At 59.7% G+C, this 15,174-nt stretch carries 10 protein-coding genes and 1 pseudogene; 2 read left to right on the top strand and 9 right to left on the bottom strand.

Translation table 11 applies throughout. The annotated features are described in order from the left end of the window. Positions 1–74: 74 nt before the first annotated feature. Positions 75–1,601 (top strand): sugar ABC transporter ATP-binding protein, encoded by a 1,527-nt coding sequence (locus PH558_RS27370; protein WP_483314195.1) that lies wholly within the window; start codon positions 75–77, stop codon positions 1,599–1,601. Beyond that, a complete protein-coding gene (locus PH558_RS27365; RefSeq protein WP_285207719.1) occupies positions 1,585–2,607 on the top strand; it encodes an ABC transporter permease in 1,023 nt (340 codons plus the stop codon). Before PH558_RS27370 ends, PH558_RS27365 begins: the two co-directional genes overlap by 17 nt. Before the next feature lie 41 nt (positions 2,608–2,648). Here the strand turns inward: PH558_RS27365 and PH558_RS27360 are convergent, their stop codons facing one another. From PH558_RS27360 to PH558_RS27320, 9 genes and pseudogenes are all read right to left on the bottom strand, one after another. Continuing rightward, entirely contained in the window at positions 2,649–5,675 is a 3,027-nt protein-coding gene (locus tag PH558_RS27360; protein WP_285207718.1) for an alpha-mannosidase, read from the bottom strand. A gap of 317 nt (positions 5,676–5,992) precedes the next feature. After that, positions 5,993–7,354, bottom strand: coding sequence for an LLM class flavin-dependent oxidoreductase (locus PH558_RS27355; RefSeq protein ID WP_285207717.1), 1,362 nt, complete (start codon positions 7,352–7,354; stop codon positions 5,993–5,995). A 101-nt stretch (positions 7,355–7,455) separates the two neighbouring features. Further along, positions 7,456–8,058: an alkylhydroperoxidase domain protein gene (locus PH558_RS27350; protein ID WP_095438428.1), complete on the bottom strand. Its 603-nt coding sequence runs from the start codon at positions 8,056–8,058 to the stop codon at positions 7,456–7,458. 23 nt (positions 8,059–8,081) lie between these two features. After that, complete coding sequence (locus PH558_RS27345) at positions 8,082–8,711, bottom strand: CMD domain protein (protein WP_285207825.1); 630 nt, start codon at positions 8,709–8,711, stop codon at positions 8,082–8,084. A gap of 51 nt (positions 8,712–8,762) precedes the next feature. Then, positions 8,763–9,791: pseudogene (locus PH558_RS27340) on the bottom strand (putative FMN-dependent luciferase-like monooxygenase); the annotation flags it as partial. Between the two features lie 4 nt (positions 9,792–9,795). Next, positions 9,796–11,475, bottom strand: coding sequence for a dipeptide ABC transporter ATP-binding protein (locus PH558_RS27335; protein ID WP_285207716.1), 1,680 nt, complete (start codon positions 11,473–11,475; stop codon positions 9,796–9,798). Further along, positions 11,472–12,389, bottom strand: a complete 918-nt coding sequence (locus PH558_RS27330; protein WP_285207715.1) for an ABC transporter permease — start codon at positions 12,387–12,389, stop codon at positions 11,472–11,474. The genes PH558_RS27335 and PH558_RS27330 overlap by 4 nt, the downstream gene beginning before the upstream one ends. Beyond that, a complete protein-coding gene (locus PH558_RS27325; protein ID WP_285207714.1) occupies positions 12,389–13,330 on the bottom strand; it encodes an ABC transporter permease in 942 nt (313 codons plus the stop codon). The genes PH558_RS27330 and PH558_RS27325 overlap by 1 nt, the downstream gene beginning before the upstream one ends. A 62-nt stretch (positions 13,331–13,392) precedes the next feature. Continuing rightward, the gene (locus PH558_RS27320) at positions 13,393–15,018 is read right to left on the bottom strand and encodes a TIGR04028 family ABC transporter substrate-binding protein (RefSeq protein WP_285207713.1); all 1,626 of its coding nucleotides are present in this window, start codon (positions 15,016–15,018) and stop codon (positions 13,393–13,395) included. Positions 15,019–15,174: the final 156 nt, after the last annotated feature.

The following is a 15,174-nucleotide window of genomic DNA, read 5'->3' as shown; positions in this document are numbered from 1 at the left end:
TGAGGCGTTAGACCCAGCGGAAGGCGACGCAAGGAAGATCATCATCTCCAATTCAAAATGGAAACGCTGATGAGGTGGACGTGCCAGAGACTTTAGATGACGCCATCCTGAAGCTGGAAGGAATAGGCAAACGCTTCCCGGGCGTCGTGGCTCTGAAGGATGTCTCCATAGAGATCGGCCGCGGCAAGGGTCACATTCTGCTCGGCGAAAATGGCGCCGGCAAATCGACGCTGATCAATCTGCTTGGCGGCGTCTTCAAGCCTGATGATGGTCGCATCCTGTTTGACGGCAAAGCCTATCATCCATCCTCTCCGCTCGAGGCGTTCAAGGCGGGCATCCGCGTCATTCACCAGGAACTGCACCCACTTTCCAATCTCACCGTCGCCGAAAACCTGCTTTTTGAGCATCTGCCGCGCCGATACGGCCTCGTGAACTACAAGCAAATGAACACCAGAGCGGCGGAACTACTAGCCGAGGTCGGCCTCCACGTGGCGCCGACGACGCTTGCCAGCAGCTTGAGCGTCGCCCAGCTTCAACTGCTAGAGATCGCCAAGGCGCTATCCAACGAAAGCAAGCTTCTGGTCCTCGATGAACCGACGGCGACTTTGACCTCCAAGGAGGTTGATCGCCTCTTTGAGATTCTGAAGCGGCTGAAGGCGCGGGGCGTCACCACGCTTTACATATCGCACAGGCTCGAAGAGATCTTCGAAGTGGGCGATGACGTGACCATCCTGCGCGACGGGCAGCATGTGATTACGCGGCCGCTCGAAGGGCTCGGAATTCCGAAAATCGTCGAACTCATGGTTGGGCGCGAACTCGCGCAGCATGACGCCTTCCGCGGCGACAGCACTATCTCCGGCGAGGCGCTCGGCGTCTCCGGCCTCAAAGTGACGAGCCATAGCCCGGAGCTGTCATTTTCCGTCGCCAAGGGAGAAATCGTCGGCATTGCCGGGCTTGTGGGCAGCGGCCGCACAGAGGCGGTCCGGGCCATATTCGGCGCCGACATCAAGGCCGCAGGCGAAATCCGCATAGACGGCGAGCCGGTTGAGATTGCCTCGCCGAGGGACGCCGTCAGTGCCGGGCTGTGCCTGGCGACCGAAGACCGTAAGACACAAGGTCTCATGCTCGATATGAGCTGCGCGCAAAACAGCACCATCACTAGTCTCGGCAAGATCTCCCGCAACGGATTGATTTCGCGCAAGGCGGAGGATGATTCCGCGCAACGCCTGGTGCGCGAACTGCGGATAAAGACACCGTCCATCCATCAGGCCGTCAGGACATTTTCGGGTGGCAACCAGCAGAAAGTCGTCATCGCCAAATGGCTGTTCCGCGGCCCCAAGGTGCTGATCTTCGACGAGCCGACCCGCGGCATCGATGTTGGTGCCAAGGCGGAAATCTACGAGCTTCTGTGGAAATTTGCCGCCGAGGGAAAAGGCGTTCTGGTCGTGTCTTCGGACCTGCCGGAGCTCATGAGCATTTGCCACCGCATCATCGTTTTCTCGGACGGCAAGATAGCCGGAGAAATAGCCCGGGAGCAATTTGACGAGAGCAGGATCCTCTCACTCGCTTACAAGGAGTACAGTCGTGTCCGGCAACATTGAAAAGACGACCGAGGCAAAAGAGGCCAGCGTCTGGGACAAGCTCATCCGGATCTCGATGAAAGAGGCCGGCGTCGCCATTGCCCTCGTCCTGATTTTGATCTTCTTCTCCCTGACGGCGCCTTATTTCGCGACGCCGGAGAACTTCCTGAAGATCTTCGTGCAGATCGCCATCAACACGGTGCTTGCCGCCGGCATGACCTTCGTCATCCTCACGGGCGGCATCGATCTTTCCGTCGGTTCGCTGCTGGCGCTTTGCACCGTCATCGGCGCGACGATCATGATCGACCCGCGGCTCTCTCCCTGGCAGGCGATTGCTCTTGCATCCCTTGCCTCGATGGGGGCCGGCGCGATCCTGGGTGCCATCAACGGATGGATCTGCGAGAAGTGGAAACTTCCCTCCTTCATCGTCACGCTCGGCATGCTCAACGTCGCAAGCGGCCTTGCCCGCGTTGTCAGTGACAACTCCACCATCACAGGACTTCCGCAAGCCTTCGTCGATTTCGGCAATCTGATTTTCTGGGGCGTTCTTCCATCGATCTTCCTGATCGCGATCGTCGTCGTCCTCATCGGCTGGTTCGTGCTGCGCTATACGGTGTTCGGACGTTTCGTCTTCGCGATCGGGACGAATGAGGAGGCCGTCCGCCTATCGGGCCATGAGCCGAAGCGGTACAAGATCGCGGTCTTCACCATTTCCGGACTGACCGCCGGAATTGCCGCCATGGTCTATCTACTGCGCCTCAATGTCGGTAGTCCGGTTGCCGGTATCGGCTATGAATTGAATGCCATCGCGGCCGTCATCATCGGAGGCACCAGCCTTTCGGGCGGTAAGGGCTCGATCATCGGAACGCTGGTTGGAGCCTGCATTCTGCAGGTGCTGTCGACGGGGCTGCAGCTCTTGGGTGCCGACGACAACATCAAGCCGATCGTCATCGGCGCCGTCATCGTGCTCGCCGTTATTCTCGACAGCTATCGGGGCCGACTGATGCGGATATTGGAGAGCCGCTGACAAGGCGGCTCTTTGGAGCAAAGGCGCCGAATAATCTGCCGTCAGGTCCGCTGCAACTTCCAGGTCCGGATTTCGAACGGCATGATGTCGGCAGGGCCTGCGCGCTCCATCGGCTCTTCGAGGATGTTCAGCGGCCCCGAAGCTTGCCATCCCGACGGCAGGGTCAGCGACAGACGGCCGCGCCGGCCGGCCGGTTCGTAAAGGCGCAGGATGAGCCCCTCCCCTTCCTCGGCCGGCTTCAGGCCGGAGAAGGCGACTGGGGTGCCTTGGATGCCAAGCGGCGATACGGTGCCGGCCGCAAGACCGCTTGCTTCCATGCTCACCAACGGCTGGTTGAGGTCGATCGCCTCCGATAGAACGCCGCCTTCGTACCAGGCGCCCTCATGCGGCATCAGCGCATAGGTGAAACTCTGCTGGCCTTCATCGGCCATCGGATCGGGATAGATCGGCGCGCGTACGAGGCTCATGCCGATGACATTGCCGCGGGCGCTGTGACCATATTTAGCGTTATTGAGCAGCGCGACGCCGAAGCCTGGTTCACTGAGATCGACGAACCGATGCGCCGCCGCCTCGAACATCGCCTGCTCCCAAGAGGTATTGGTATGCGTTTGCCGCTCGACAATGCCGAAAGCACATTCGAAAGTCGCTGTACGCGACCGCACGGCGACCGGATTGAGGGTTCTCAGCAGCGTTCGCCGATCATGCCAGTCGATGGTCGTTTCGATATCAAGCCTGCGGGCATTGGCGGTCAGAACATAAAGCTGGGTCACGGTCGAGTTGCGGTATCGATTGATGACACGGATCGCGGCGCGATGCGATCCCTCCTCGACCAAAGTGATGCTCTCCGGCCGATCGAGCCGGATGCCTTTCTCGGCATAATCGGCGTCCACGTCCCAGGCATCCCAATTGCGCGGCTTGTCGACTGGATAGACCCAGAGCTGGTTGGCACTTCCTTCAATCGCTTCTCGTCCCGTCGCCTTGTGAATAAGGCTCGATACAGCGCCATCCTTGCCGATGGTAACGGACAGATGCTCGTTCTCGAGATGATGGGTATCGGCTTTGAGATCACCGGCGGGCTTCAGGGCTTTGCGATCGAAGACCGCGACGGAAAGAGGCGCGACGGAATCGGCCGAGGCCAGGACCGTTCCATCCGATAGGGTTGCAGTGAGCGGGCGCGGCGAAAGTGAGGGGTTGACGACAACAAGCGCATCCACGACGCCGCCCGCCAGAAGATGGGCCGATAACGTCTTCAGAGCACTTGCCTGCTCCGCCCTGGCATTGCCGATCACGCCGTCAAGTTCCCGTTCGGCATCGGCGTAGACCTCGCGGATACTCGATCCCGGCAGGATATCGTGAAACTCGTTCTTCAGGACGACGCGCCAATCCGCCTCGAGACTTTGAGGTTTGGCAGCGCCGAGCATATGAGCAAGCGAGGCAAGCGTCTCCGCCGTTATCAGGGCGCGTTCGGCCTGGCGGTGCTTGCGCTTGACGCCGCTCTGCGTCGTCAGCGTTGCGCGATGCAATTCCAAATAGATTTCCCCGTCCCAGACCGGAAGCTCTTTTTCCTTAGCGGTGCGGTGCGCCTTTTCGTAAAAGCCTTTTACGGTACCCCAGCGCGCCTTCGGGATAGCCGGAAAGTCGCGTAATTGCACTTCGCGCTCGACCATTTCCGGCGTGACGCCGCCGCCGCCATCGCCATAGCCGACGGCCAGCAGCGAGGTGTCATGCTGCGTCTTGCCGCGGAAATTCTTCCATGTCGGCACGAAGCAATCCGGCTGTACGAAACCGTTATAACCTTGCATGGGATTATCGAATGTATGAGTGAGAACCTTGCTGCCGTCGAGCCCCTTCCACCAGAAGAGGTCTGACGGAATGTGATTGCTTTCGCTCCAGTTCACCTTGATCGTGAAGAAGCTGTCAATGCCTCCAAGCCGCAGGATCTGTGGCAGGGCGCCGGAAAAGCCGAAGCAATCGGGCAGCCAGCAGACGCTATGACGCAGGCCGAAATGCTTTTCGAAATAGCGCTGGCCATAGAGAACCTGACGCGCGAGGCTCTCGCCCGTCGGCATGTTGGTGTCGGGCTCGACCCACATGCCGCCGACGGTTTCCCACTTGCCTTCGGCCACCTTTTTCTTGATCCGCTCGAGCAGTTCCGGATCGTCTTCCTCTATTTGCGCATAGTATTGGGCGGTCGATTGGTTGAAGCGAAAGTCGTCGGAGCGTTCCATCAACGAGAGCGCAGTGTTGAAGGTACGGCGCATCTTGCGGCGCGTTTCGCCATAGGGCCAAAGCCATGCCAGGTCGATATGGGCATGACCGGTCAGCAGCAGTTCGCCATTTTGCGGGAAGCGGGTCTGAAGCTCTTTCAATTGCGCGAGCAATTCATCATAAGCAGCGGCTGCCGAAGCACTCTGTGCTTCGCTGAGACCGGCCGGATTGTCCTGAAGCTCCGGCAGCTCCCAGATCTTCTGCTGCATTGCCGCGCCTGAGGTGCGCGAGATATAGGCTGATGTGTCGGAGGGCCAATCAAGGCTGCGCAACGCCCGTTCGGCCGCATCGATCAAATGCGGCACGACTTCATGGCCGTCAAGAATATCGGCCGCCTCGCCGATCTGCTGCAACAGGAGATGCAGCCGATGGACCGGCTCATCCAGCCAGATCAAGCGCGCCCTGTTCAGCTTCGGTGCCCTATTGGGCTCGCCGAAGGGAAACCGCGCAACGCTCTCGGTCGCGATCTGGAAGTCGCGACCCTTGATCGGAAATTCCTGGTGATAGGGATCGAGACCGAACATCTCGGTTTCGCCATCAGGATAACGCAGCGTCAGCAGACTCTCGCCGCCAAGATCGAGCTGAAGGCGGATCTCCTCGAGCGGCCAGTCCTGCGGCGCCGTTGCCTTGGCAGCAAAGCGAACCGCCCCGTTGCGATGCGGCCAGTCCTGATGATGCGCAATCGGTTCCCCATCGAAGGTCCAGCCGTTGATCGCGAGACTTTTCCTGTCGCGCCAATGCACAAGCTCCGCAGTGCGGACTTTCAAGCGATCAAGGCGTTGGGCAATAGTAAGAGACATGGGCGGGTTCCTATCGGAAAATCGGCAACTGACGACGGAGGAGAAAATATATCAGCGCGAATTGGTCGCCGGCCCCGCGCCCCTCTCCTCCCAGCGGATCGCATCGCCCGGATTTAGATTAAGTAACTTTGTTTTGGCGTCAAGGCGTACAGAAATAAGTTGCGAGAGTTTTGTTGTCGATGTCCCGATCAATCTTCCCCACGGCACGCTGTCGTCGGAAGGCGGCCAGCTGCTCGGCGTGGCTTATTGAGCCAAAACGACGCATCCAGAGAATTCCGGGTCTCACCCGTCTCTGCCTTTCAAATCCGCAAGCTTGATTATCGCCGTCGATAAGACGCCCCGCAGTGACGTTCCGGCAGGCGAGCGGTTTCCCCGAAGATCTTTTGCCGCAGTGAACCTTCTGCATATGCAGTCTTATAGAGACCTCGATCCTGCAAGGCTGGCACCACAATATCGACGAAATCCTCAAAGCCCTCCGGCGCCACCGTGCGTGTGAGGTTAAAGCCGTCGATCTCCCCCTCATCGATCCACGCGGAAAGCTCATCCGCGACCGTTGCGGCATCGCCGACAACGACCGGATAGCGGCCGCCAATGGACAGTTCCCCTAGCAATTGCCGCTTGGTCCAGCCTCGTTGCCGCGCAGTTTGCGTTGCCGACTGGCTGGCGTTGGACGGTCCATAGACGATAGCCTCGTCGAGTTCGTAACGCGAAAAATCGATACCCGTGCTCGCCGAAAAATGCGCCAACCCTGCTTCAGGATTAGCATGGTGGAGATAGTCCGCGTATCTTTCCCGCGCCGCGGCAGCCGAGCGATCCGCCACGACAGTTATGCCGACAAAGATTTTCACGTCATCGGGCTTTCGCCCCGCAGCAACAGCCGCCTGGCGCAGCGCCCGGACAGCGGCGCGTGCTGCATTCTTGTCCGCGGCTGCTATGAAGATGCATTCGGCATGACGGGCAGCAAATTGCCTGCCGCGGCCGGATGTACCCGCCTGATAGAGAACCGGTGTACGCTGCATTGACGGTTCGGCAAGATGATAGCCGCGCGAACGATAGAATTGCCCCTCATGATCTATCTGATGGACTTTTGACGGATCGGCATAGATGCGCTTTTCCTTGTCCGCCAAAACCGCATCGTCTTCCCAGCTTCCCTCCCAGAATTTGTACAGGAGTTCGAGATATTCGTCTGCTCGATCGTAGCGGGCATCATGCTCGATCTGCATATCGAGTCCCAAGCCGCGCGCGGCACTGTCGAGATAGCCGGTTACGATATTCCAACCGATGCGCCCATTGGTCAGATGATCGAGTGTCGACATGCGCCGCGCAAAAACATAGGGCGCATCCGCATTGGCATTGACCGTTACGCCAAAGCCAAGATGCTGCGTCACGGCCGCCATGGCGGACACTAGCAACAAGGGATCGTTGAGTGGCAACTGAATGGATTCCCGCAAGGTTAGATCGACCGAGTTCTGGTAGACATCATAGACGCCGAGAATATCGGCCAGGAAAATGCCATCGAAAAGGCCACGCTCCAGGGTTGCCGCAAGCGATGTCCAGTAGCTCAGCGTCTTATAGCGATCGGACTGATCTCGCGGATGCGTCCATAGCCCATGATTGATGTGGCCGACGCAGTTCATGTTGAATGCGTTGAGCAATATCTTTTTTCTTTGCGTTACCATCTCGTCCGTCGTTTCAGTTCGATCACCATATTGTAGCACTTGCCACCGACATAGCCGCCCTCCAGACAAGCTTCCGCCGCTCAATCACGACAGCGTCGGCTTCAGGCCGCTGGTGTTGGCTCGCCGAGCGATAGCATCAATCGGTTTGCCCAATTGAAGAAGGCAGCCCCATGGATCACGTCGGCGATTTCCAGATCATCCAGGCCCTCCTCGCGCAATCTGACGATCTCGTTGGCTCCAAATTGCGATGGCGTCGCGGTGAGCGCGGCTGAAACCTCGACAACGGCATTCCAGCGGCTGCCAAGATCCGCCTGAAGCCCATCATCCAGCAGATGCTGCACGTCATCCGTCCGCTTGGAATGATGGGAGGCGAAACGAGAATGGACCGATGCACAGAAGATGCATCCATTCGCCCGCGATGCAGCCGTGGCAGCCAGTTCACGCTCGGCGCGGGGAAGGCCGGCCGAGACATTATAGAAGATATCCTTGTCCGTCTTGGTGCGGGCCTGGAGAATGTCGGGATCGCGTACCAGCAGCATGAAATACGGCGACTTCGCGCGGGATGCGTCCACAAGGCCTGCCCAGTGCCGCTCGGTCAAGTCCGCTTCATCAAGGGGCTGCAGCCAGGGCGTCCAGCCGATTTCGGCTTGAGTGAAGGCATTTGGTCGGTTTTCGATTGTCGGGTGAATGACAGTTTCGGTCATGAAAGGAGTCCTTGTTCGTGTGATCAGGCTTGCGCGACCCGTCCGACATCGGCTGAACTGGCCGCCAAGGCCTTCAAGCCCGTAACGACCCTGATCTGAAACGCTAGAAATGCGACCAGCTGTGACAAGGTAACGATGCCTGTGGTCGTCCAGCCGGCGTCCAGCAGCTTCTGCAGCGCCGCAGCGCTTGCCTCCCTCGGACGGAAGACCAGAAGGTGGCTGTGTTCGAGCGCCGCGCTGAGCTTCAGGTCCAGAAGTTTGCGGCTTTCGACCGAAACCTCATAGACGAGGCCCGGCCGGTCCTCGCTGGAAAGCGGGCCAGCCGGATAATGGCCGTAAGGTCCGGTTGTATCACCGGCCTCCAGCTCCGCATCGATGACGGCGACGAGCTCGGGGCCGTGCGCCTCATCCCGCAACTTGGAGGAATAAAAATTCGCGATCTCCGGCGCCTTGTGAAGGCCGGCGACAAAGGCGGCGACGGCAAAGCGCTCCGCCGGGGTCACGCTTCCCCAATGCTCGGGCTCGAAAAGAGCTTCATAGCTCTTTTGAGCATTGAGGCGCGTCTCGGGCCGGTGTGCCCGAAGGCCGTCAAGATCGGACCCAGGATTTATTCCCGCGAGGAAATCGATGACGTCTCTGGTTTGCAAAGTCATGGTCGATGCCTTCTCTTCGGATGCTGCTATTGGACTTGCGCCGCCACGCGGGCGTTCATTTCCGGCGGGGCGCTGTTGCACCCAACCAAGCGCTGGGGCGACATGAGCAGCCGTCAGTTCCAGCGAGCGCAGGATATGTTCATGCGGCGGATCGACGGAATGCACCTGAAAGACCAGATCCGTGACCCGCGCCAATGCCGTGTCTGCCTGAAGCGACGCGATAACGTCGTCGGGGGTGCCGACGTGAACATCGAAGGCTCCAATCAAATCAGCCGTGGTTTCGCCTGGGATCACAAAGCCCGCCGCCTTGAAGTGTTCGACGATCCGCCTCAGGCCGATGTCAGCAAAATGAAGGGCTTCCTTTCTGCTGTCGGCGACAAAGAGGCTGCGCGAACCCAATATTCGCGGCTGCCGCCCGGCCGGCAGCGCTGACAGATAGGCGTCGATGATCGGGTTCTGCAGGTCCGAAAGCTTGGCGTCCGGTGTCTCCGGCGGCCGTGGCTGCGTCCTAGATAACATCAGCCCGTCGCCATCACGGCCGGCAAGCAAGCCGCCGCCAACGGAAAATGTCGCCTGCCAGACATGGTCGCGCAAATGCGGCGCTGCCGGATACAGGCGGTTGCCGCCTGCAAGCTCTCCGCCCGCCCAGGCATCGCGCACGAGAGCAAGATGATTGCCATAGACCTCCGTGCGCTGGCTGCTTTCCAGGCCGAAGGGAAGGAAGGCCTGCGGGGTACCGCCCGTTCCGAAGCCGACCTCCAGCCGCCCGCCGAGCAGCTTGTCGAGCACGGCTGTATCTTCGGCGACCCGCACCGCGTTCTCCATCGGCAACGTGATGACGCCCGTGCCCAAACGAATATGCGAGGTCTGCGGGGCCAGGGCGGCGAGAAACACCAATGGTGCAGGCAGGCCGCCTTCGTCTCCGTTGAAGTGATGCTGCGCCACCCAGGCCGTGTCGAAGCCATGTTTTTCGGCATGGATGATCTGCTCGGCAACCAGCCTGTAGCGGGTTCCGGCATCCACCTGGTCCAGGACCCGACTGAAGAAGCCCAATCGCTTCAGTAATGTTGGCTTACTCATGGGATCATCCTGCACTGGTAAGGGCGGGCGCGGTCGCCCGCGGAAACTTCTTGCCTGGCACCGCATCGATCAGCTCGCGTGTGTACGGGCTACTTGGATTGGAGAAGACGTCTTCGACACGACCCGTCTCGACCAACTGCCCGGCGTTCAGCACCGAGACAGTGTCCGCGATCTGTCGCACGACGGCGAGATCGTGGGAGACAAACAGGTAGGTCAGCCCAAGCTCACACTGCAACTCGCCCAAGAGATCGAGGATCTGCGCCTGTACCGTTACGTCAAGTGCGGAGACGGCCTCATCGAGCACCAGGATCTGCGGGTCGAGGACCAGGGCACGCGCAATCGCGACGCGCTGGCGCTGCCCTCCCGAAAGCGCATGCGGCCGACGTTGTGATATGTCGGCTGGCAGCCTGACCTTGTCGAGAGTGGCCGCCACCTTTGCCAATCGCTCACGCCGGGATAGGCGTTCGAAATTCAGCAACGGCTCCTCCACGATCCCGGTAATCGTCTGCCGTGGATCAAGCGAAGCATAGGGATTTTGATAGACGAGTTGGATCTTCTTGCGCAGCAGCCTCAACGCTTCGCCGCGCAACGAAGCCAGGTCGAGCCCGTCGATCAGCACCTGACCCGAAGTCGGCTTCTGAAAGGCGGAAACGATCCTTATCGTCGTCGTCTTGCCAGAGCCGGACTCACCGACAATTGCATGGGTGCTGCCGCGGCGAACGCGAAAAGAGACATCGTCGACCGCCCGGAAACCGCCGCCGCGACCGGCACCAAAATCCTGCACCAGCCTATCGACCACAACGATGTCGTCCGCCGGCGCGGTGGATGCAACTGGGTGTACCGGCGGGGTCTTCGGCCGCGCATTCAACGATGGCGCGTCGGCAAGCAGACGACGCGTATAGTTGCTCTGCGGGTTTGCGAGGATATTGGCCGTGTGCCCCTGCTCCTGGATGCGGCCGTGCTGCAAGACGATCAACCGGTCAGATCGATCGGCAGCGACCCCGAGGTCGTGGGTCACTAAAAGGACCGCCGTGCCATATTCCCGTCTCAGATCGTCGATCAGATCGAGAATGTGCCGCTGCACCGTGACATCCAGGGCGCTGGTGGGTTCGTCGGCGATGATCAGCGAAGGTTTCAGCGCAATGGCGATGGCGATCAACACGCGCTGGCGCATGCCGCCGGAGAGCTCGTGCGGATATTGCCTGACACGCAATTGAGGCTGGCTGAGGCCGACACGTTCCAGCAATTCGATCGCTTGAGCGCGAGCAGCCGCTCCGGACGCCCAGCCATGCACCGTCAGGATTTCGGCGATCTGTTCGCCGATCGTCCTCACCGGATTGAGCGAATTGCCCGGATCCTGCGGCACGAGGCTGATGACGGAACCGCGAATGCCATCCAGCCGCTTCTGTGGCCAGCCGGCAATATCCTGGCCGTTCAGGCGGATGGTTCCCTGTTGGAGAATGCCACCTTCGGGTAGAAGGCCGATCAACGCCTGTGCGGTGGAGCTTTTGCCTGAACCGGATTCGCCGACAAGGGCGACCACTTCGCCAGCGCGAACCTCAAAGTCAATATCGTGAACGACCGTGCGCTGGCCGCTCCTATCACGATAGGCGACCACGAGGCCTGCAACATCGAGGATCGGCGCACTCTCTTCTGCAATGGTTCCAATGATCGGAGCCGTCATTTCCCAATGCTCCCGATTGCCCGGCTGATGCGATTGATGGAAATAACCACCAGGACGACGACAAGACCGGGTGCGGCCGTCAGCCACCAGGCGGTTGCGATATAATTGCGTCCTTCGGCGATCAGCAGGCCCCATTCCGGTGTCGGTGGCGGCGCGCCATAGCCGAGAAAACCGAGCGTCGCGAGCTGCAGGATCGCCCAGCCGGCCTGAAGTGCCGCAAAGGCGATTACCGAGGTCAGTGAATTCGGCAGGATGTGACGCCAGAGCACCTTGAGGAAGGTGCCGCCGCTGCCGAAGGCGGCCTCGACATATTCGCTTCGCCGCACGGTGACGACTTCGGAGCGAACCAATCTGGCAAACTTGGCGATCAGCGTGCAGCCGACTGCGATCGCGGCGTTGACGGTGCCGAAACCGAGCAGAACGATGATGCTGAGCGACAAGAGAAGATCCGGTATCGACAGCATGACATCGACCAGCCTCATGATGACCGTCTCGATCCTGCCGCCGAATGATCCGGCAAGCACGCCGAGCGCCGTGCCGGCTACAAGCGCGATGCCAACGGCTGCGAGAGCGCCCGATAGCGAGTGAATCGCGCCATAGACGATGCGGGCATAGAGATCCCGCCCGAGCGAATCCATGCCCAGGAGATGGGTGGCACTGGGCGGTCGTAGATGTTGCCCGGGCAAGCCCTGGACAGGGTCGTAGATCGTAAAGAGACCGGGGACGAGTGCCCAAAGGATAGCCAGCGCGAGGATAAGGCACGCAAGGAAGAGACCAGGCTGAATGCGGGGAAAACGGCCGACAGTCCCAGTGTTCTCATGAGCATTGGTCTCGAGCGTCACGGGCGATACACTGACTTTCCGGTCGGACGCATCGAGGTCTGGATCAGGTCGGGCGGTTTCGATCGTTGCCATCATGCGGCTCCCAGCTTGGTCTTCAGACGCGGATCGAGCACGGGATAGAGAAGATCGACTACGAGGTTGATGATGACGAAAGCGGTCGCGGCAATGACGACGATCGCCTGAAGAACGGCGACATCCTGGCTATCCACGGCCTGTTTCGTCAGCCCGCCGATACCATTGAGGCCAAACACCGTTTCGGTGATGACCGCGCTCGCGATCAGCTCCCCGAACAGCAACCCGGCAACGGTCAGAACCGGCAGCAGCGTGTTCTTGGTGACGTGCCGCCATAGAACCTTGGCATGTGAAAGTCCCTTGGCCCGGGCCACGGGCACGAAGGGCTTCGTCAGAACCTCGTCGATGTTCTTCAGCAAGATTTGCGCCAGCGGCGCCGAAATCGGCACCGCGACCGTCAGGATAGGCAGGAAAAGACCCTCCCATGGACCCGGATTGATGACCGGCACGAGGCGAAGCCTGAAGGAGAATATCTGAATGAGCATGATGCCAAGCCAGAAGGTGGGCACCGATATGAACAGTGAGGGAATGGATTGGATCAGGCCACGCAGCCAGGCAAGACCGGAGAGATTGCAGGCGATCGCGATCAGAACGGCGAGAAGTGTCGCCACCACAAACCCCGATGCTGCGAGCAGAAGGGATGGCGGCAGGTTGGTGGCAAGCAGCGAGCTCACCGGAACGCCTGCCTGCAGTGAATAGCCGAAATTTCCCGTCAGAAAATTCCAGACCGCGTGGGCATATTGCTGCAGGAACGATCCGTCGGCGCCATAAGCCGCCCTGATATCGGCAAGCTGTTCGGGGCTCAGCCCATAATCCGGGTTCTGGAATTTGATCAGCACCGCGTCGCCCGGCAGCGACTGCAGCAATACGAACGAAACGGTGAAAGCCGCCCATAGGACGAACAGCGCCTGCCCGAACCTCGATAATATGTATCTTGCCATGCCACTACCATGTCTTCGCATGAAGGAGAGCCCGGCACCACGCCGGGCCGCCCCTTTATTCGTCAATGTTCAGCAAGCCAGGCGCTGTAGAAGGACGGACGTCCTACGGCCTCGAATGCAACCCCCTTCACGTAAGGCGCGCCAGCGAAGACCTGCGGCTCCTCGAAGAAGGGGATGACATAGGCCTGATCGAGCAGATATTCCTGCGCCGCCTTGGCAGCCGCAAGTCGCTTGTCGCGATCCGTCTCGGAGGCAACGGTTTCCAGGATGCCGTTCAGCTTGTCGTCCGAGAAGGTCGCCTTGGGATTGAGACCGCCCTTCTGGAGCAGGGCATCGCGATTCTTGGGGTAGAACTGGCTCTTGATGACATCGGGATCGGCGCGTCCGACTTCAGCGACAACCAGCGGTGTCTTTGCCGGATCGACATTGTCGGTCACCAGATTTCCCGAGGTTCCGGCAAGAACCTGCAGCTTGACGCCGAGCTTGGCCCATTGCTGCGCGACCAGCTGCAAGACGGCCTTGTTCTGTGGCTGGGGCAAGGATTCGTAGACGGCCAGCGAAAGCGGCTTGCCATCCTTTTCGCGAACGCCGCTCGTGCCCTTCTTCCAGCCCGCTTCGTCCAGGAGCTTTTCAGCAAGAGCCGGATCGTAGGTCAGCTTCGACGACAGGTCCGTGTAGCCGGCCGCAGCCGACGAAATGACCGATTTCGCCTGCGGATAATTTGCCGAAAACAGCGTATCGACGATTTCCTTGTTGTTGGTCGCATGCAGGAGCGCCTGACGAACCTTGAGATCGGCAACGAGCGGATTGTCCGGGCGGAAGGCGACGCTGTCATTCACGCCGCGGGTCGGCGCCGCATAGATCGCAAAACTCTGATCGGACACCTGCTTCTCGTCATAGGCCTGCAGCTGACGGATGAAATCGGCCTGGCCGGACAGCAATGCGCCGATGCGCACGCTGTCCTCGCCGGTGATGATGTACTTGATGCCATCCAGATAGGCCCGGCCCTGATGCTCCAGCTTGCTCGGACCCCAGTTGTAGTCTGTCCGCGCCTTCAGCGAGAGCTGCTTGCCAAGCGTTTCACTTTCGACGACAAAAGGGCCGGACCCGATGATCTTCGTCGCATCTCCTAGCTGGTCGAACGACAGCGCCAGCGTCTTCAACGAGACCAGGCCGGATCCGATGACGGACGTTCCCTGCAGGAAACCCGGGGACGACTTCTTGAAGTAGAACTTGACCGTATAGGGATCGACGACTTCGCTGTGATCGTAGTTGTTGATGACCTCGGAAACCGGCTGCTTCAGCTCCTTGTTGCCAAGGCCGAACGTATCATAATTCTTGGCGACAGCATTGGCATCGAGCGGAGTACCGTCGGAAAAGGTCACGCCCTTGCGGATCTTGAACGTATATTCAGTCGCCGCATCGTTGACTGCCCAGGATTCGGCAATCCATGGCTCGATTTGAAGCGTCTTGGGATTTTGATAGGTCAGCTTGTCGGTGATCTGGTTGAGGATCCCGCCGTTCGGATAGAAGCCGCCGGCCGGCGGGTAAAGGTTCGTATGCGCCTGCTGTTCGAGATAAATCAGCGTACCGCCCTTGACCGGCTGATCATCGGCAAATGCTGCCGGCGCCGCCAATAGCCACACGCTCAGTAAACTTGCCGCTTTGAGTTTGGCTTTAATGCCCATTGTGTAAGCCTCTGTAGGAAAATGCGCATCAACCTACGACGATGGCCTTACTATCTATAGAATTTATATTCTAATTTTGGCACTACGCAGGAAACGAACGCCCTGCCGTTTCGAACCGGCGACCATTGGCAATGGCGGATTGGCAAATGGGTTAGC

Source organism: Rhizobium pantanalense (assembly GCF_030182525.1).
Taxonomy (GTDB): Bacteria; Pseudomonadota; Alphaproteobacteria; order Rhizobiales; family Rhizobiaceae; genus Rhizobium.
This window is presented reverse-complemented; position numbering and strand designations above follow the sequence as displayed.

Bases quoted from the DNA above. Each gene is read 5' to 3' on its own strand.
- PH558_RS27330 (WP_285207715.1), bottom strand. From the start codon at position 12,389: ATGGCAACGATCGAAACCGCCCGACCTGATCCAGACCTCGATGCGTCC.
- PH558_RS27350 (WP_095438428.1), bottom strand. From the start codon at position 8,058: ATGACCGAAACTGTCATTCACCCGACAATCGAAAACCGACCAAATGCC.
- PH558_RS27325 (WP_285207714.1), bottom strand. From the start codon at position 13,330: ATGGCAAGATACATATTATCGAGGTTCGGGCAGGCGCTGTTCGTCCTA.
- PH558_RS27360 (WP_285207718.1), bottom strand. From the start codon at position 5,675: ATGTCTCTTACTATTGCCCAACGCCTTGATCGCTTGAAAGTCCGCACT.
- PH558_RS27320 (WP_285207713.1), bottom strand. From the start codon at position 15,018: ATGGGCATTAAAGCCAAACTCAAAGCGGCAAGTTTACTGAGCGTGTGG.
- PH558_RS27355 (WP_285207717.1), bottom strand. From the start codon at position 7,354: ATGGTAACGCAAAGAAAAAAGATATTGCTCAACGCATTCAACATGAAC.
- PH558_RS27345 (WP_285207825.1), bottom strand. From the start codon at position 8,711: ATGACTTTGCAAACCAGAGACGTCATCGATTTCCTCGCGGGAATAAAT.
- PH558_RS27335 (WP_285207716.1), bottom strand. From the start codon at position 11,475: ATGACGGCTCCGATCATTGGAACCATTGCAGAAGAGAGTGCGCCGATC.